At 61.6% G+C, this 17,059-nt stretch carries 16 protein-coding genes and 1 tRNA gene; 7 read left to right on the top strand and 10 right to left on the bottom strand.

Features of this window, described 5'->3' with window-relative positions:
- Nucleotides 1-70: 70 nt before the first annotated feature.
- Nucleotides 71-1,690, bottom strand: a complete 1,620-nt coding sequence (locus ACZ5J0_RS06775; protein WP_142939703.1) for a solute symporter family protein — start codon at nt 1,688-1,690, stop codon at nt 71-73.
- Nucleotides 1,687-2,067, bottom strand: a complete 381-nt coding sequence (locus ACZ5J0_RS06770; RefSeq protein WP_142939704.1) for a DUF485 domain-containing protein — start codon at nt 2,065-2,067, stop codon at nt 1,687-1,689. The genes ACZ5J0_RS06775 and ACZ5J0_RS06770 overlap by 4 nt, the downstream gene beginning before the upstream one ends.
- A gap of 208 nt (nt 2,068-2,275) precedes the next feature.
- On the opposite strand from ACZ5J0_RS06770, the gene ACZ5J0_RS06765 reads away from it, so the two are divergent.
- The 5 genes from ACZ5J0_RS06765 to ACZ5J0_RS06745 are packed head-to-tail and all read left to right on the top strand — an operon-like array spanning nt 2,276 to nt 6,780.
- Nucleotides 2,276-3,472 carry a sensor histidine kinase gene (locus ACZ5J0_RS06765; RefSeq protein WP_142939705.1) on the top strand — a complete coding sequence of 399 codons (1,197 nt, stop codon included), beginning with the start codon at nt 2,276-2,278 and terminating at the stop codon, nt 3,470-3,472.
- A gap of 21 nt (nt 3,473-3,493) precedes the next feature.
- On the top strand, nt 3,494-4,213 hold the full coding sequence (locus ACZ5J0_RS06760) for a LytR/AlgR family response regulator transcription factor (protein WP_142939706.1): 720 nt from the start codon (nt 3,494-3,496) through the stop codon (nt 4,211-4,213).
- On the top strand, nt 4,210-4,572 hold the full coding sequence (locus tag ACZ5J0_RS06755; RefSeq protein WP_464094462.1) for a hypothetical protein: 363 nt from the start codon (nt 4,210-4,212) through the stop codon (nt 4,570-4,572). Before ACZ5J0_RS06760 ends, ACZ5J0_RS06755 begins: the two co-directional genes overlap by 4 nt.
- Nucleotides 4,569-6,035, top strand: coding sequence for a sodium/solute symporter (locus ACZ5J0_RS06750; protein WP_464094461.1), 1,467 nt, complete (start codon nt 4,569-4,571; stop codon nt 6,033-6,035). Before ACZ5J0_RS06755 ends, ACZ5J0_RS06750 begins: the two co-directional genes overlap by 4 nt.
- Nucleotides 6,036-6,084: 49 nt before the next feature.
- Complete coding sequence (locus ACZ5J0_RS06745) at nt 6,085-6,780, top strand: hypothetical protein (protein ID WP_142939709.1); 696 nt, start codon at nt 6,085-6,087, stop codon at nt 6,778-6,780.
- A gap of 19 nt (nt 6,781-6,799) precedes the next feature.
- Here the strand turns inward: ACZ5J0_RS06745 and ACZ5J0_RS06740 are convergent, their stop codons facing one another.
- From ACZ5J0_RS06740 to rpsB, 6 genes are all read right to left on the bottom strand, one after another.
- Complete coding sequence (locus ACZ5J0_RS06740; RefSeq protein ID WP_142939710.1) at nt 6,800-7,384, bottom strand: DivIVA domain-containing protein; 585 nt, start codon at nt 7,382-7,384, stop codon at nt 6,800-6,802.
- 21 nt (nt 7,385-7,405) lie between these two features.
- Complete coding sequence (locus ACZ5J0_RS06735; protein WP_142939711.1) at nt 7,406-8,341, bottom strand: phosphatidate cytidylyltransferase; 936 nt, start codon at nt 8,339-8,341, stop codon at nt 7,406-7,408.
- Nucleotides 8,341-8,898, bottom strand: a complete 558-nt coding sequence (gene frr, locus ACZ5J0_RS06730) for a ribosome recycling factor (protein WP_011774219.1) — start codon at nt 8,896-8,898, stop codon at nt 8,341-8,343. Before frr ends, ACZ5J0_RS06735 begins: the two co-directional genes overlap by 1 nt.
- A 116-nt stretch (nt 8,899-9,014) precedes the next feature.
- On the bottom strand, nt 9,015-9,752 hold the full coding sequence (gene pyrH, locus ACZ5J0_RS06725; protein WP_014921238.1) for a UMP kinase: 738 nt from the start codon (nt 9,750-9,752) through the stop codon (nt 9,015-9,017).
- Nucleotides 9,753-9,873: 121 nt separating this feature from the next.
- Nucleotides 9,874-10,710, bottom strand: a complete 837-nt coding sequence (gene tsf, locus ACZ5J0_RS06720) for a translation elongation factor Ts (RefSeq protein ID WP_062067427.1) — start codon at nt 10,708-10,710, stop codon at nt 9,874-9,876.
- A 122-nt stretch (nt 10,711-10,832) separates the two neighbouring features.
- The gene (gene rpsB, locus ACZ5J0_RS06715; RefSeq protein ID WP_142939713.1) at nt 10,833-11,705 is read right to left on the bottom strand and encodes a 30S ribosomal protein S2; all 873 of its coding nucleotides are present in this window, start codon (nt 11,703-11,705) and stop codon (nt 10,833-10,835) included.
- A gap of 407 nt (nt 11,706-12,112) precedes the next feature.
- Between rpsB and ACZ5J0_RS06710 the strand changes: the two genes are divergently transcribed.
- Complete coding sequence (locus ACZ5J0_RS06710; RefSeq protein WP_464094460.1) at nt 12,113-12,607, top strand: M23 family metallopeptidase; 495 nt, start codon at nt 12,113-12,115, stop codon at nt 12,605-12,607.
- A 39-nt stretch (nt 12,608-12,646) separates the two neighbouring features.
- Here the strand turns inward: ACZ5J0_RS06710 and ACZ5J0_RS06705 are convergent, their stop codons facing one another.
- Nucleotides 12,647-13,837: an acyl-CoA dehydrogenase family protein gene (locus ACZ5J0_RS06705; RefSeq protein WP_464094459.1), complete on the bottom strand. Its 1,191-nt coding sequence runs from the start codon at nt 13,835-13,837 to the stop codon at nt 12,647-12,649.
- 242 nt (nt 13,838-14,079) lie between these two features.
- Between ACZ5J0_RS06705 and ACZ5J0_RS06700 the strand changes: the two genes are divergently transcribed.
- Complete coding sequence (locus ACZ5J0_RS06700) at nt 14,080-16,854, top strand: AAA domain-containing protein (protein WP_464094458.1); 2,775 nt, start codon at nt 14,080-14,082, stop codon at nt 16,852-16,854.
- A 54-nt stretch (nt 16,855-16,908) separates the two neighbouring features.
- Here the strand turns inward: ACZ5J0_RS06700 and ACZ5J0_RS06695 are convergent.
- Nucleotides 16,909-16,982: transfer RNA gene (locus tag ACZ5J0_RS06695), tRNA-Ile, on the bottom strand.
- Nucleotides 16,983-17,059: the final 77 nt, after the last annotated feature.

The raw sequence follows: 17,059 nt of genomic DNA, 5'->3' as shown, positions 1-17,059 counted from the left end.
CCACAACAAAGGGCTCCCCTGCAATGCTTTGCAGAGGAGCCCTTCGTGTGATGGCGTTTTCGTGACGAGGCTAGTGGTCTACCGCCTTCTCAGCTCCAATGCCGGTCAGTGAGCGCACTTCCATCTCCGCCTGCTTGGCGGGATCTTCGCGCCGCTTGTCCAGGACCGTTCCGAGCCAGCCGAGGAAGAAGGCCAGCGGGATGGACACAATGCCTGGGTTGCTCAACGGGAAGAGGGCGAAGTTCGCTCCCGGGATCATGGAGGTCTTGGCACCGGAAACCACAGGTGAGAACGTGATCAGCAAGATGGCAGCAGCAAGGCCGCCGTACATGCTCCACACCGCGCCCTGGGTGGTGAACTTCCTCCAGAACAGGGAGTAGACAATGGTGGGCAGGTTGGCCGATGCTGCTACCGCGAAGGCCAGGGCCACCAGGAAAGCCACATTCTGACCGTTGGCGAAGATTCCTCCCAAGATGGCCAGTACTCCAATCACCACCACGGTGCGTCGGGCTACCTTGACCTCAGTAACCGCGTCGGCTTTGCCCTTGGCAATGACATTTGCGTAGATGTCGTGCGCGAAGGATGCCGCCGCAGTGATAGTCAGGCCGGCCACCACCGCCAGGATGGTGGCGAAGGCGACTGCGGAAATGAAGCCCAGGAGCAGCGGGCCACCCAAGTGGAAGGCCAGCAGGGGTGCTGCGGAGTTGACGCCGCCGGGTGCGGACTTGATGGTTTCTGCACCTACCAGGGCTGCGGCACCGTAGCCCAGTACCAGGGTGAACAAGTAGAAGAGGCCGATCAGCCAAATGGCCCAGACCACGGACTTGCGGGCTTCCTTGGCGGTGGGGACGGTGTAGAAGCGCATCAGCACGTGCGGGAGCGCCGCCGTTCCCAGGACCAGGGCGAGGCCAAGTGACATGAAGTCGAGCTTGGACGTTTCGGTCTTGCCGTACTGCAGTCCCGGGTTCAGGATGGCCGGGTTGTTGGCGGCCTCGGCTGCAGAGCCAAGCAGGCTGGACAGGTTGAAGCCGTAGATGGCGAGCACCATGGCCGTCATGACTGCGGCACCGGCGATCAGCAGGATTGCCTTGATGATCTGTACCCAGGTGGTGCCCTTCATGCCGCCAATCAGAACGTACATGATCATCAGGGCGCCGACGACCATGATCACCAGGGCTTGTCCGCCCCAGTCGCTGATGCCCAGCAGGAGCGAAATTAGGCTGCCCGCGCCCGCCATTTGGGCGAGGAGATAGAAGAAGCAAACCGCCAGCGTGGACAGTGCTGCCGCAATGCGCACAGGGCGCTGGCGGAGCCGGAAGGACAGCACATCGGCCATGGTGAACTTGCCGGTGTTGCGGAGCAGTTCAGCCACCAGCAGCAGCGCGACGAGCCAAGCAACCAGAAAGCCTATGGAGTAAAGGAAACCGTCGTAGCCGTTGATGGCAATGGCGCCGGTGATACCTAGGAACGAGGCGGCGGAGAGGTAGTCGCCGGCAATTGCCGTGCCGTTTTGGGAGCCGGTGAATGAGCGCCCGGCAGCGTAGTAGTCCGCCGCGGTTTTATTGTTCCGGCTGGCTCGGAAGACGATCACCATGGTGACCGCCACGAACAGGGCGAAAATGCCCATATTCAACAGGGTGGTGTCTTTGAGGGCTTCGACGTTCACTGCCGCCGGGACCATGGTGTTCATTTGGTTACCCCGCTGTTCACATTGCCGTCCTTATCGAATTCGTGGCCCTCGATCTCGTTGCGGATTTCAGCAGCGATGGGGTCCAGCTTCCTGTTGGAGTAACTCACGTACCAAGCCGTAATGCCGAAGGTGGTGGCGAACTGCAGCAGGCCCAGAATCAGGCCGACGTTGATATTGCCCCACACTTTGATGGACATGAAGTCCACTGCGTAGGCGGCCAAGAGGACGTAAGCGAAATACCAAAGCAGGAATACAACTGCCATCGGGAAGACAAAGCTCCGGTGCCGCTTGCGCAGTGTCTTGAACCGTTCCGTCTGCTGGACTTCCTGGAAGTCCACGGACGCTGTTGCGTCCTGGGGTTGGGCCTCATTACCCATGGTTCCTCCTGATTGTGATGTGTCCACATCAGCTCCACGCGCCTTGCCAATGTGACTGCAATCACTATCGAACGCGGTGCTGTACCTGATCCAGAGGATCGCCGACCGCCGTCGCTCAGCGGTTATGATGCTGCGCCAAACGGCACCCGGGAGTGACCAACCGGGGCAACCGGCCGGCCGCGGAGGCGCATCCGGCTACGCTGGCCTCATGCCTGATTCCCCGCTCTTCACCGCAGCCGCGATCGCCGTGATCGCCCTGGCAGTCGCCGTCGTGGTCGGCGTTGGCCTCAAGGTGATCCGTTCCTTCAGGGATCTGGGCACGGACGCCGAGCGCGCAACCTACACCACACTCCATGCAGCTTCCCGGGCCGGGCAGCACCTTCGCGGCGGCCTCCACCCCGCCGGAGCAGCCAAGGCGAGCAAGCAACTGCGGGTCCTTCTGGGCTGCGACGCGTTGGCCATCACGGACACGGACTCAGTGCTCGCCTGGGACGGCGCCGCCGAGGAACTCCGGCCCACACTGATGCGGCTCGCGGCGGAAGTTCTGACCACGGGGCGCACGGTAGTGGTTCCCCGGGCCGGTTACCCTGCCACCTCCGACCATGGACACCACGACTTCAGCGCTGTGATCGCACCCATCCGGGCCGGATCCAAGGTGGTTGGCTCCGTGGCCGCACTGGCCCCTGCGGCGGGGGCCGGGCTGGTGAGGGCCACCAGCGAAGTGGCCGACTGGATTGCCGCGCAGTTGGAGCTGGCAGAGCTGGAATCTTCGCGCACCCTCCTCATGGAAGCCGAGGTCCGGGCACTTCGCGCGCAGATCAGTCCGCACTTCATCTACAACTCGTTGAACGCCATAGCCTCTTTCATCAACACCGATCCAGCAAGGGCCAGGGAACTCGTGGTGGAGTTCGCCGATTTCACCCGGTACTCGTTCCGGCGGCACGGGGACTTCACCACCGTAGCGGAGGAACTACGCTGCATAGATCGCTACCTGCTGTTGGAACGGGCCAGGTTTGGCGAGCGCGTTCAAGTGAGCCTTCGGATCGCTCCCGAAGTCCTCAGCACCGTCATCCCGTTCCTCAGCCTCCAACCCCTGGTGGAAAACGCCGTCCGGCACGGCTTGGAGGCCAAGGAAGGGCCGGGACACATCACCATTTGCGCGAATGACTCCGGCGCGTTCGCCGAAGTGACCATCGAAGACGACGGCGTGGGCATGGACCCGGAACATCTGCGGTCAGTGCTCGCCGGACATACAGACGGTGACCACGTGGGACTCCGCAATGTGGACGCCCGCCTCAGGCAGGTCTACGGCGACGAGCACGGGCTTGTCATCGACACGGCGCCGGGCGAAGGCACCATGATCACAATGCGGGTGCCCAAATCCCAGCCCGACCACGACGCCTGACGCTGCGGTTAGTCTTTAAACATGATCAACGTGCTCGTCGCCGATGACGAACTACCCGCAGTGGAAGAGCTCGCCTTCCTGTTGGGCCGGGATGACCGCATCGGCGTCATCCACCGTGCATCATCCGGCGCCCAGGCGCTGCGGACCCTGGAAACAGAGTCCGTGGATGCTGTCTTCCTCGATATCCACATGCCCGCGCTCTCAGGCCTGGACATCGCACGCGTCATTTCCCGCAGCGCCCGGCCGCCCGCCGTCGTATTCGTCACCGCAGATGAAGACTGCGCGCTCGAAGCGTTCGACCTCGCCGCCGTCGACTACCTGCTGAAGCCGCTCCGGGCGGAACGGCTTTCGCGTTCCGTGGACAGGATCAGCGATCTCATCAAGGATGGAACTCCAGCGCCGGAAATGATCACGGTGGACCTCGGCAGCACCACCCGCATGATCCGCCGCGACGACGTCACCTACGTGCAGGCCCAAGGGGACTACGCAAGACTGCACACCGCCGAAGCCAGTTACCTGATCCGGGTTCCCCTCAGCGATCTCGAACAAAAATGGGCGGGAGCCGGGTTCATCCGGATCCATCGCTCCTATCTCATCGCCCTGAACCACGTACAGCACCTCAAGCTGTCCGCCACAGGGCCGAGCGTCGCGGTGGCCGGCGCTGAACTGCCCATCAGTCGCAGGCACCTGCCCTCGGTCAGGGAAAAGCTGCACTCCACCCGCATCCGGCCGCAAGGATGACACGCGTCCGTGTCACGGCGCCACGACAGTCGGCCACAGCTGCGCCGGGCAGGTTGCACTATCCCCGGGAGGTCAGCGAAGACTCCGACGCCGGACGTCTTTTCATCCGCTCCCTGATCCGGTCCCAACTACTGTTGGCTCTGGTGGTGGCCTGCGGGTTCCTGATTATCCTCGCCGTGCTCGCACTCTTTCTGGTCTACGGCCCCGGGGTGGCGGAGACAAGAATCGCAGGGATTCCCTTGGATTGGCTGGTACTGGGCGCCGGCATCTACCCCGTGATCGGGCTCAGCGCCTGGCTTTACAATCGTGCAGCAGCCCGCAATGAGGCACGCTACAGGGACCTTGTGGAGGACAAGTGAACCCAGCCGTGGGCCTCTTCGCTTTCCTCGCCGTTTCCATCGCAACGGCCGTCATTGGCTTCTACGGCCTGCGCATTTCACGGACCACCGGCGATTTCTATGTGGCCTCACGAACCGTTCCGCCCTGGTGGAACGCTTCTGCAATCGGCGGCGAATACCTCTCAGCCGCCAGCTTCCTGGGCGTCGCCGGGCTGATCCTCCTTTCAGGAACCGACGCTCTGTGGTTCCCTGTGGGTTACACGGCTGGCTACCTCATGCTGCTGCTCTTCGTGGCCGCTCCCCTGCGTCGCTCCGGCGCCTACACCATTCCGGATTTCACCGAAGCACGGTTGGACTCACAGCTGGTCCGTCGGGTGACCAGCCTGATGGTAGTGGCCGTCGGCTGGCTATACATCGTGCCCCAGCTCCACGGCGCTGCGCTCGCTATCCGGATCACCACCGGACTGCCGTCCTGGGTAGGTTCGACGGCGGTAGTGGTGGTGGTGTGCTTGACGGTGGCTGCCGGTGGCATGCGCTCGATCACTTTCGTCCAGGCTTTCCAGTACTGGCTGAAACTGACTGCGCTGGCGGTGCCCGTCATGTTCGTCCTACTGGTGCTGGCAGGTAACGGCACGCAACCACAAGCACCTCTGCCCGTCAATCCCACCGGCCAAGGGGCTGCCGGGGCGTACCAGCACATATCACTTCTGGTGGCGCTACTCTTCGGAACCCTGGGCCTCCCCCACGTCCTGGTGAGGTTCTACACCAACCCGGACGGCCAATCGGCCCGCCGGACAACCCTCATTGTGCTGGGGCTGCTCTCCGTCTTCTACCTCTTTCCTACCCTGTCCGGGGCCTTGGGCAGGATGTTCGCGCCGGAACTGGCACAGTCCGGGCAAGCCGACGCCCTGGTCTTGTTGCTGCCCGGCAAACTCGTGGGAGGCATGGCCGGTGACCTCCTGTCCGCCTTGGTAGTCGCCGGTGCGTTCGCCGCCTTCCTGTCCACGACGTGCGGGCTGGTTGTTTCACTGTCCGGCGTCATCAGCCAGGACCTCTTTGGAGGAAGCGTGAGGGGCTTCCGCCTCGCTGCGGTGCTGGCCGCCGTCGTACCTTTGGGTTTTGCGTTGATGACAGACACTCTTGCGCTGGCAGGAAGCGTTGGCTTGGTCTTTGCTTTCACAGCGTCCACCATCTGCCCGCTGTTGTTGCTGGGGATCTGGTGGCGCGGACTGACCGACGCCGGCGCCATCGCGGGCATGCTGACAGGGGCGCTCCTTTGCGGGGGCGCCATGGTGGTGGGCACCCTCATGGGCCCCGGGAATGCGCCGGCGTGGTTGGCTCAGCCTGCGGCGTGGAGCGTGCCTGCAGCATTCGCGGTGACCGTGACGGTGTCGATTATCACCAAGAACCGTGTTCCGGCGTCAGTGAACCGGGTGATGTCGCGGCTGCATGTGCCGGAGAGGCCCGTAGCGACCGAAAGGTAGCGGCGTCAAGCCGTTGTCCGCTGCCCCCCGCAGGGTGGACAATGGCGCCATGTCCGAGGAACCGGGCGCCGCCGGTCCAGAACCGCCGCCCACACCGGAGTTATCTCCCAGCGTTCGCGCGCAGTTGTTGGCCACGGAACACTGGAGCCTGCTGGCATCAAGGAGCACCACCCAAGGTGAAGTCCTCACCCGCATCAGCATGTTCCTGACTTTCACCTCGGCAAGCCTGCTCAGTGTGGCACTGGTGGGCAATGCCACCCAGTTTTCAGACGCATTCAGGGCCTTCGCGCTGACCATCCTGTGCATCGACGTCATGGTCGGTTTTCTGACTCAGGTTCGCGTACTGAACGTCGGCATGGAAGACCTGATGTATGTGATCGCCATGAACAGGCTGCGGGCTGCGTATGTGGAACTCGATCCGGGGATGGCCCGCTATCTTATGGCGGCGTACCACGACGATTTGGCCGGCTCCGACCAGACCTACTACTTTCTGGGCCCGCGGAGCTCGTTGAGCCAACTGGCCGGCAGCAGCATGATCTTCATGATCACAGCCAACTCGGCCTTGATGGCGTTGTGGTCGGGGTCCGCGCTCCTGGCAATGGGACTCCCCATACCAGTCTTCGTCTCAATCGCGGTCTTTGTAGCCTTGGCCTTCTTCACCGGGTCCATGCTTGTGGGCAAGCGCGCCTACGACCAGGCTTACAAGAACAACCCGCCAATCTCGCCGACTCCCCGCAAGGCCTAAACCAACCCCGTGTTACTGATCAGTCGATGGCCGCCATGAGCTCCACAACCCGGGCGAGAAAAGCGTCCACCTGGGCTTCCTCATACCCCTCGGCACCCTTGGCTGCCCGGAAAACAGCCCGGCGCACAGTGTCTACGCTCAGGGCCTGATCGTGTTCCAGGTACCCGATGAGCTCGGCGCACAGGGCATCAACATCCTCGACGTTGTAGCTGCGGGTCCGCTTCCCCGACGGGCGACGGAACCGCTCGCCGTCGGGCCTGTGAAGCCTGCCGCGGAGAATGCCGGAGAGTTTGCCGATCTGCCGCAGCCAGGCTTCTTCGCCCTGCTGGCTGATGAGGTCGTCCCTCTCCCTGCGCGCAAACGCGTCCTCCAACCGGTCCAGTGCGGCATCGACGCTGTTGGCATCGTAGCCGCCCTTGACGGGATCAAAAGCCACGGCCCTGACGTCCACGCTGGCCACTTGGTCCGCCGTGCCTACCGGGTTCTCAAACGATGTCCGGGCGCGCTGGAGGAACTGGTCCACCTGTTTGGCGTTATAGCCGTACTTGCTGCGCTCCACGCGCTCAAACGTTGCGGGGATCTGGCGTCGAATATCCAAGGCCACTAGTTTTCCTTCATTGGGTTGTCAGACGCCGCTCAGCAGCGCGAACAGAACATAGGCTACGGGGGCTGCGAACACGATGGAGTCCAGGCGGTCCATGATGCCGCCATGGCCGGGCAGGATGCTGCTCATGTCCTTGACGCCAAGTTCGCGTTTGACCATGGACTCGGCGAGATCACCGGCGGTTGATGCGGCTACCATTCCCACGGCCAGCACAAGACCCACCCACCAAGGCCTGTCAAGCAGGAAGATGCACGCAAGGACGCCAATCAGCATGGCCCCGGCGACGGACCCCGCGAAGCCCTCCCACGACTTCTTGGGGCTGATCTTTGGCGCCATGGGGTGCTTCCCGAAGGAGGCGCCAACAATGTACCCGAACGTGTCATTGGATACCACCAACAACAGCATGGACGCGATCTGCCAGGCGCCTTCGGGAATTCCGTCGGGCCAGAAACCCACAGGAGTGGGCCCGCCGGCGGTGTGCAGGGAAAGCGAGGCGAAACTGATGAGGAAAGGAATCCACGCCAGGGTGAAGACACCGGCGAACACGCTCCGCGGCGCCCCTGCAGCGCTCTCTATGGAGCGCCACAACAAGACGGCCACAGAACTCGCCGTCATAGTGAAAAGCAAACCTTCAAGTCCGCCGAAGTAGGCAGACACCGGCATAACCAAGCTGCCGATCATCACGGGGATGACCGGCATCCGGGTGCCCTGCGCCTCAAGGGCCCTATAAACCTCCCAGACACCCAGCACCGCAAAAGCGGTAGTGAGGAGGACGAATCCCAGCGGGAGGAACAGCAAGCCGCCCAAAACGGCCAAAAGCATGGCAAGCCCGACGCCGATGGCGGCCGGAAGATTCCGGCCCGCCTTGGGTGTGGGGTTCTTGCGCACGCGCCTGGCGCGCTTGGGGGTATCGCGTGTCGGGACCCGCTCAGCGGGCGCCGGCTCAGCCTGGTTCATCAGACCTCGAGCAGCTCGGCTTCCTTGCGCTTGAGCAGTTCGTCGATGCTGTCAACGTGCTGCTTGGTCAGGGCGTCGAGTTCCTTCTCAGCGCGTGCACCCTCGTCTTCGCCGGCTTCGCCGTCCTTGACGAGCTTGTCCAGCGAATCCTTGGCTTTGCGGCGGATGCTACGGATGGAAACCTTGGCGTCCTCACCCTTGCCCTTGACGATCTTCACGTACTCTTTGCGGCGCTCTTTGGTGAGTTCCGGGATGGTCACGCGAATGACGTTGCCATCATTGGAGGGGTTGGCGCCAACCTCGGAGTCGCTCAGGGCCTTCTCGATGTCACGCAGGGCGGTTTTATCGTAAGGGGTAATCAGGATGGTGCGGGCATCCGGCACCCCGAAAGAGGCCAGCTGCTGCAGCGGAGTAGGCGTGCCGTAATACTCGACGATCACCTTGTTGTAGAGGGCGGGGTTGGCCCGGCCCGTACGGATCGAGGCGAAATCGTCCTTGGCTACCTCCACCGCCTTGTCCATCTTCTCGCCGGCTTCGAGCAAGGTCTCTTCGATCACGGGTTTCTCCTCAGAAATAGTTGCTGCCCAACTGCAGGCGGCAATGCACAGTAAAGCAATGCACAGTAAAGATCCGCCACCAGGGGCGGACGGTCCTAGAAATATCCTAGCCCTTGCTAGGGAGTAACCAGGGTTCCCAGCGTTTCGCCTAGGATGGCGCGGGTAACGTTGCCCTCGCCTTCCATGCCAAAGACCACCATGGACAGGCTGTTGTCCTTGCACATGGTCATTGCGGTCTGGTCCATGACGCGGATGTCACGGCGGAGGGCGTCGTCGTAACTGAGGACATCCAGCTTCTCGGCAGTGGGGTCCTTCTTGGGATCGGCGGTGTAAACGCCGTCCACGCCGCTCTTGGCCATGAGGACCACGTCGGCGTGCACTTCAAGGGCGCGCTGCGCCGCGACAGTATCAGTGGAGAAGTAAGGCAGTCCTGCACCCGCACCGAAAATGACCACACGGCCCTTTTCCATATGGCGGATAGCGCGGCGCGGAATGTAGGCCTCTGCAACCTGTCCCATGGTGATGGCGCTCTGGACGCGGGTTTCCACTCCGGCTTGCTCCAGGAAGTCCTGCAGGGCCAGGCAGTTCATCACGGTGCCCAGCATGCCCATGTAATCGGCGCGGGAGCGGTCCATGCCGCTTTGCGACAGTTCGGCGCCGCGGAAGAAGTTACCCCCGCCTACGACGATTGCCACTTCGACTTCAGTGACCGCGGCTGCGATCTGCTTGGCGATGGCGCGCACTGTCTCGGGATCGACGCCGAGCTTGCCTCCGCCGATGACCTCGCCGGAGAGCTTCAGAAGTACACGGCGGCGGGTCTTCTCGGGCTGGATAGCAGTGTTGACGGTTTCCATGGTGCCTTCCCGTTGGTGGACTTTGGCTAGATTATCGTGCTGTGGGTCCGCGCAGGTACTACCCGGACGGGTGCATGAAAAAGGGGCGGCCACCGAAGTGACCACCCCTTTTCATGTAGTACTAGTTTCCGACGCGGAAACGGGTTACTGCGGTTGCCTTGACGCCGGCTTCTTCGAGGACCTGTGCAACGGTCTTCTTGGAATCCTTGGCGAATGCCTGGTCAACCAGAACTTCGCCCTTGTAGAAGCCCGTCACGCGGCCTTCCACGATCTTGGAGAGCGCAGCTTCGGGCTTGCCTTCAGCCTTTGCGGTCTCTTCGGCGATGCGACGCTCGGACTCGACCAATTCGGCCGGGACATCCTCGCGGGTCAGGTAGTTCGGAGCCATGGCTGCAACGTGGACAGCGATGTCGTGTGCGGCGGTGGAAGCGGCTTCGCCTTCACCGTCAACAGCAAACAGGACGCCGACCTGGGCCGGGAGGTCCTTGGAGGTCTTGTGCAGGTAAGCGTCAACCGTGGTGCCCTCAACGCGGGAGATACGGCGGACAACAACCTTTTCGCCGAGGACTGCGCCCTCTTCGACAACAACCTCGGACAACGGCTTGCCGTCAACCTCGGTGGCCAGCAGGGTTTCGAGATCGGCTGCGCCGGACTCGACTGCAACGTTGAGGACCTTGTCAGCCAGCTGGATGAACTTGTCAGCCTTGGCAACGAAGTCAGTTTCGCAGTTGACCTCGATCATTACGCCAACGCCACCGTTGACCTTGGCAGCAACCAGGCCTTCAGCAGTGGAACGGCCTTCGCGCTTGGTAGCACCCTTGAGGCCCTTGATGCGGATGATTTCGATGGCCTTCTCGGCGTCACCGTTGGCTTCGTCAAGAGCCTTCTTGACGTCCATCATGCCGGCGCCGGTGCGCTCGCGCAGGGCCTTGATGTCAGCAGCAGTGTAGTTCGCCATGTGAACCCCTCTGTCTAGAAATTTGTGTGTTTACATAACTGACAGGACGGCAGCCCACCGTGTGAGCCGCCATCCTGTCAGTTGCCCCTGGTGCCGTTTCGGGTATCAGGGAAGGTCCAGATTTACTTGGCTTCTTCGGCTTCGCCGGCTGCAGCTTCAGTTGCCTCGGGAGCCTCAGCTGCGGGAGCTTCTGCTGCCGGAGCCTCGGTTGCCGCTGCTTCTTCGGCCTTGCTGCCTTCGAGGAGCTCGCGCTCCCACTCAGCCAGCGGCTCTTCCGGAGCTTCGGTGGTGCCGGTTGCGCGCTGGTTGCGGGCGATGAGGCCCTCAGCCACGGCGTCGGCAACAACGCGGGTCAGCAGGTTGACGGAGCGGATGGCGTCGTCGTTGCCCGGGATCGGGAAGTCAACTTCGTCGGGATCGCAGTTGGTGTCCAGGATGGCAACAACCGGGATGTTCAGCTTCTTGGCTTCGTCAACAGCAAGGTGTTCCTTCTTGGTGTCAACAACCCAGAGGACCGAGGGAGCCTTGGTCAGGTTGCGGATACCACCGAGGTTGGACTCAAGCTTGGTGAGTTCACGCTTGAGGAGCAGGAGCTCCTTCTTGGTGTAAGCCGAACCGGCGACGTCATCGAAGTTGATCTCTTCGAGTTCCTTCATGCGCTGGATACGCTTGGCGACGGTCTGGAAGTTGGTGAGCATACCGCCCAACCAACGCTGGTTGACGTACGGCTGGCCGACGCGCGTAGCCTGCTCGGCAATTGCTTCCTGAGCCTGCTTCTTGGTGCCGACGAACAGGACGGTGCCGCCGTGGGCAACAGTAGCCTTGACGAACTCGTAAGCGCGGTCGATGTAGGACAGCGACTGCTGAAGGTCAATGATGTAGATGCCGTTGCGCTCCGTGAAGATGAAGCGCTTCATCTTCGGGTTCCAACGACGGGTCTGGTGTCCAAAGTGGACGCCGCTGTCAAGCAGCTGGCGCATAGTTACGACGGGCATGCCGACGCTCCTTCCGGCAGGTCATTCATGAGAGAGCCCATGGGACTGCTCTTACCCTGCCAATAGTTGACGGTTGTTTAGCCTTTGCCCGGATGGGCGCGGCTCCTGGCATCCATTGCGCTTCTCATCCGGCATGGAGCCTAAGCTCTGCCGGACCGCAAGAGGCACAATCCTCCGCAGCACAAAACCGTGAGGCTTCGCTGGTGGAGGGCTGGATACGCGTAGTCAGCCTGGGACCCCCGCACATCTGAATGAGACATGCTCCTGAACAAGCTCGAGGGCACAGCAAACTGCTCCACCAAGTGTACTACAGCGACCCCACCGTTTTGACCGTAGGAAACCACGCGTTATCCACATACGGAAGCCCGGGGATCGATCCAGGGGGCGTTCGGCAGAAGGCTTGGTCCATGACGTTTTTGAAGGCCCTGATGGCCGCTGTTGCCGCCCTGACCGTCGTGGCGACCACTGCCATGACGCCTGCGCCGGTCAACCCACGCTGGAGTTGGCCCCTCTCCCCCAAACCTACCGTGCTGCGAACGTTCGACCCGCCGGACAAGCCCTGGCTCAGCGGGCATCGGGGTGTTGATTTAGGGCCAACGCCCGACGGCGGCCCGGTCACCGCGCCGTCGGATGGCGTGGTGACCTTTGTCGGCGTCGTGGTTGACCGTCCTGTAGTGACCATCGATCACGGCGATGGCCTCAAGAGCAGCTTCGAGCCGGTGAGCAGTGAACTCAAAGCCGGTGACACCGTGCGCAAGGGTCAGGTTATGGGCACCGTAGAGCCCGGTCACTGCAACAGCGCCGCATGCCTTCATTGGGGCGTGCGGCGCGGCGAGGACTATGTCAATCCCCTAGGTCTCGTGGAGGACATGCGGCCATCCGTTCTGTTGCCGCTGCACTGACCGCCGCCGAAGATGGGTCCCCGCCACGCAGCAAGCGTCTTAGACGATGGCAGAAACGCCCGTAATGGCACGGCCGGTCACCAAAGTGTTGATCTCATGCGTGCCCTCGTAGGAGTAGATGGCCTCCGCATCGGAGAAGATCTTGGCCATTCCGTAGTCCGTAACGATTCCGTTGCCGCCCAGGATGCTGCGTCCCAGCGCAACGCTTTCGCGCATGCGTGCCGTAGTGAAGGCCTTCGCCAGAGCCGACTGCTCGTCCTTGGCCACACCCGCGTCTTCGAGTTGGGCCAGGCGAACCATCATGCCCATGGAGGCTACGGTGTTTCCGAGAATCTGGACCAACTGGTTCTGCACCAACTGGAACGCCGCCAGCGGCCGCCCGAATTGCTGACGCTCCACGGCGTAACTGCGGGCGACATCGAAGGCAGCCATCTGCAGCCCCACGGCCTGCCAGGCCACAGCCAGACGGGTCACCTTGAGCACCTTGTTGGTATCACGGAAGCTGTTGCCGTTGGCAAGCTTGAAGAAGTCCGGCACCACCACGTTGTCCAGAACGATATCCGCGTTCTGGACCGTACGCAGGGAGATCTTGTTCTCGATCTTGCTGGCCGAGTAGCCCGGAAGTGCGGTGTCCACCAGGAACGCCTTGACCTGGTTGTCCTCCACGTCCTTGGCGTAGATGACCGCCCAGTCGGAGAACGTGGCATTGCCGATCCACCGCTTGGCGCCATTGAGAATCCAGGTGTCGCCGTCCCGCTTGGCGGTGGTGCGCGTTCCACCCGCCACGTCCGAGCCACCCAGGGGCTCGGTCAGTCCGAAGGCGCCGATCTTCTTCAGGGAGTAAATGTCCGGCAGCCATGCGTCCTTCTGCTCCTGCGACGCCAGGGCCTCAATCGAGCCCGTGAAGAGCCCGTCGTGGACACCCATGAACGTGGCGATCGAAGCGTCAGCACGGGTCACTTCTGCGTGGAGCATGCCGGCGAACAGGTTGGAGTACCCCTGGCGCCGAACCGGGCTGACAAGATCCAGTTCGCCAAGCTTGGGGATGAGGTCCATGGGGAACTCGCCACGGTTCCAGCAATCCACGGCAATGGGTTTGACTTCGCGGGCGAGGAATTCGCGGACTTCCGCCAGACGGTCCTGCTCTTTTCCTGTCAGCATCTGCTCGAAGGCGTAGAAGTCGCCGTCGGCATACGGGAGGTTGGTGGCGTCGAATGCAGCGTTGGACATATTCGCTCCTTCAAGGGTGGTCGCCTGCGACCACATCAGGTCCGGAAGAACTGCACAGCCTCGATGGGAAACGGTGCAGCCAAGGTACCGGCAGGTAGTAAGTTACTGCTCAGTAACATACCGCAGGTTCTACGGTCCCCGCAATGGAGGGCATCCCATTCCCGGTCACCAATGCACTGTTCCCAGGCGACCGTTCTGTAACGTCGGTTGTGATGCGCCGCACTCAACTGGGGGACTTTCCGATGATCAATCCACGACGCGAGGCGATTCTGGTCCGTAGCCGCCACCACAAAGGCCTTGATGACAAGACCGCTGAGGTGGTGGAGTACCGTGCCGACGGCGCCTTCGTGCGGCTGACCTTTGGTTCCGGAAAGAGCTACAAGTACTCAGCGGAAAACGTCATCATCCTGCGGAATCCGGCGTCGACAAACCTTGGGCGCCAGGACACGGTGACCATTCGGGGCAGGGTGCTTGACGGCGTTACAGAGGTTCTCCGCTTCGAGTCGCCCCAGGGAACATGGTGGCGTGTTTTTCACGCGGCTGGTTCGGGAATCGGGTATCAAAGTTGTCAGGACACTGAGATAGCCATCGCCCGGCCGTCCGATGAAGAACTAAAGGCCCAAGCAGTCCTTGATTACTGGCGGGATGTGTCGTCGAAGCTGCGGGAGGATGACCCACTCCGCCGGCAGTATGAGAATTTTCGGAACATCCCGAAAGGAAGCGCGCTGGAACTTTACCTCCAGGGTCAGTCCATTGATTCCGCAGGGCAGGATCAACAGCACCCCATCCTGCCCTTCCCCTCTAACATCAGCCAACGTGAGGCCCTGCTGAAGGGCTTCAGCCACCGAATCTCCGTGATCGACGGTCCGCCCGGAACAGGAAAGACGCAAACCATACTCAACGTCGTCGCCAACATTGTCGCCGTTCCGGGCAAGACGGTTGGAGTCGTCTCCTTCAATAACGCCGCAGTTGAGAACGTTCGCGACAAACTCGTGCAAGAAGGTGTGGGCTACATCGTGGCGGACCTTCGACGCAAGGAGAAAATGGACGAATTCTTCGCCCGTCAGGAAAGCAGAAATGCCGATGTCGATCGCTTCCTCAGCAGACCCCGCCACGAAGCGCCTCCAGCGGAGCAGGTAGCTGCCCTCGACAAACGCTTGCGCGGCTTACAGGAGACGGCCCTGCAGCTGGCGCAGTGGAAGCAGGAGTTGGAAGCGTTCAAACTCGAGAGGCGCCATTTCTTCCTTCACGCGACCCACCCTGACTCCGATGGACTGAGCGCAGTACCGACCCTGCCCGGCTCGTCCCGCCGCATCCTCGAATTTCTGGCCGAGACGTCCTCCGTCCCTCAGGATGAGGGTCCGCTGCGCAGGTTCTTCAGACGCATGGGACTTCGACTGCGATACGGGGCACTGGGCAAAGCGAACAGCAGCGACACTGATGTTGTCCTGGGTCTGCAGGGCGCCTATTACCATAAGAAAATCGCAGAGCTGGGGCGCCTCATTGATAGAGGGAATGAGATTCTGGCTGCCGAGGACTACCCGGCTCTGGAAGAGGACCATCAGCTGGCCTCCAGGCAAGGGCTCGACGCGGCACTCCATCTTCGATATGCCCGGAAGCGGAGAAGGACCTACACGGAAAGCAGTTACGAGACTGCCTTCGCAGAATTCACCTCCGACTATCCGGTAGTACTCAGCACCTGCCACTCCTTGCGAAGAAACGTTCCCACGGGAACGCTCCTGGATTACTTGATCATCGACGAAGCGTCCCAGGTTGATCTGCTCGCTGCCGGTCTGGCGCTCTCATGTGCCCGGAACGTCATCGTTGTGGGCGACCTGCAGCAGCTCCAACACATCACCGACGAAAAAGCCTCAAGAAACGCCTTGAAAGCACCGTCACCAAACGTCGATTACACGCTGCACAACATTCTGTCCTCGATGATCGGGCAATTCGGGGCCGACCTTCCGCGCACCATGCTCCGGGAGCACTACCGGTGCGATCCTGCGATCATCGACTATTGCAACAGGAAGTTCTACGGCGGGCAACTCGTTGCCTATACCACCGGCGACGCTGAGGGCCGGCCTCTCGTCGTAGTCCGTACTGCTGCCGGGAACCACATGCGTCAGCACCTCAGTGGTGGCCGAACCAACCAGCGCGAGGCAGACGTCATTGCCAAGGAAGTACTCGACCAGTTCTGTTCAGGCATTCCTGACCACGACATCGGCGTGGTCACACCCTATCGGCGGCAAGTGGACAAGGTCACAGAGGCACTGCTCAATAACATCCAGGCCGATACAGTCCACAAGTTTCAGGGGCGGCAAAAGTCCGTAATCATCATGAGCACTGTCCTGGACGAAACGAACAGCGGGCAATCTGGCATTGGCTTTGTGGACGACCCCCATTTGGTCAATGTCGCAGTTTCCCGCGCAGTGAAGCGGTTCGTGCTGGTAACCAACCATGAGATGCTTCCAACAAGTCGCCACCTTCGGGATCTGGTTCACTTCATCCGATACCGAAACCCGGACGATGGTGTTTTTGACAGCAGTGTGTTGTCTGTCTTCGACCTCTTGTACACGGAGTATTCGACTCTTTTGAGGCCCTTTGCCAGCAGGGTCCGGGGCACCTCACAGTTCCCCTCGGAAAACATCGTATGGACGCTGCTGACTGAACTGATCGGGGATGAGCCTTTCAGCGACTTGGCCATAGCTCCGCAGGTCGTGCTGAGGAGCCTGCTGCCGGACCTGTCGATGCTCACGCCCGACCAGCATTCCTACGTCCAAAACCGCGCAACTTTGGACTTTGTGGTCTACAACCGCATCAGCAACATTCCCGTTCTTGCCGTTGAGGTGGATGGTTATGCGTTCCATGAGAACAATCCGATGCAGCGCGCGCGGGATGCACTCAAAGACGCCATCTGCCGCGCCCACAAGATCCGCCTCGTGCGTTTGCCCACCACGGGCAGTGGCGAGGAAGCACGCCTTCGCCACGAGTTGTCAGCCGCTCTTAGCGACCAGTGACAGCAAGAGCCGTGGCCGACGATGGATCATCGGCCACGGCTCCTGCATGAAATGTAGGGCTACTCGGACTTGAACCGAGGACCTTAGGATTATGAGTCCCGCGCTCTAACCAGCTGAGCTATAGCCCCTTGATGCCCGGTCCGGCCACCGCAAAGCAGCAGTTCCGGGCAAAGCACTCCAGCAATTCTAATAGGTCCTGGAGAGT

The organism is Arthrobacter sp. DualSoilB13 (assembly GCF_055389195.1).
Note: the sequence above shows the minus strand (reverse complement) of the source record. Positions and strands in the feature narration are given on the sequence as shown.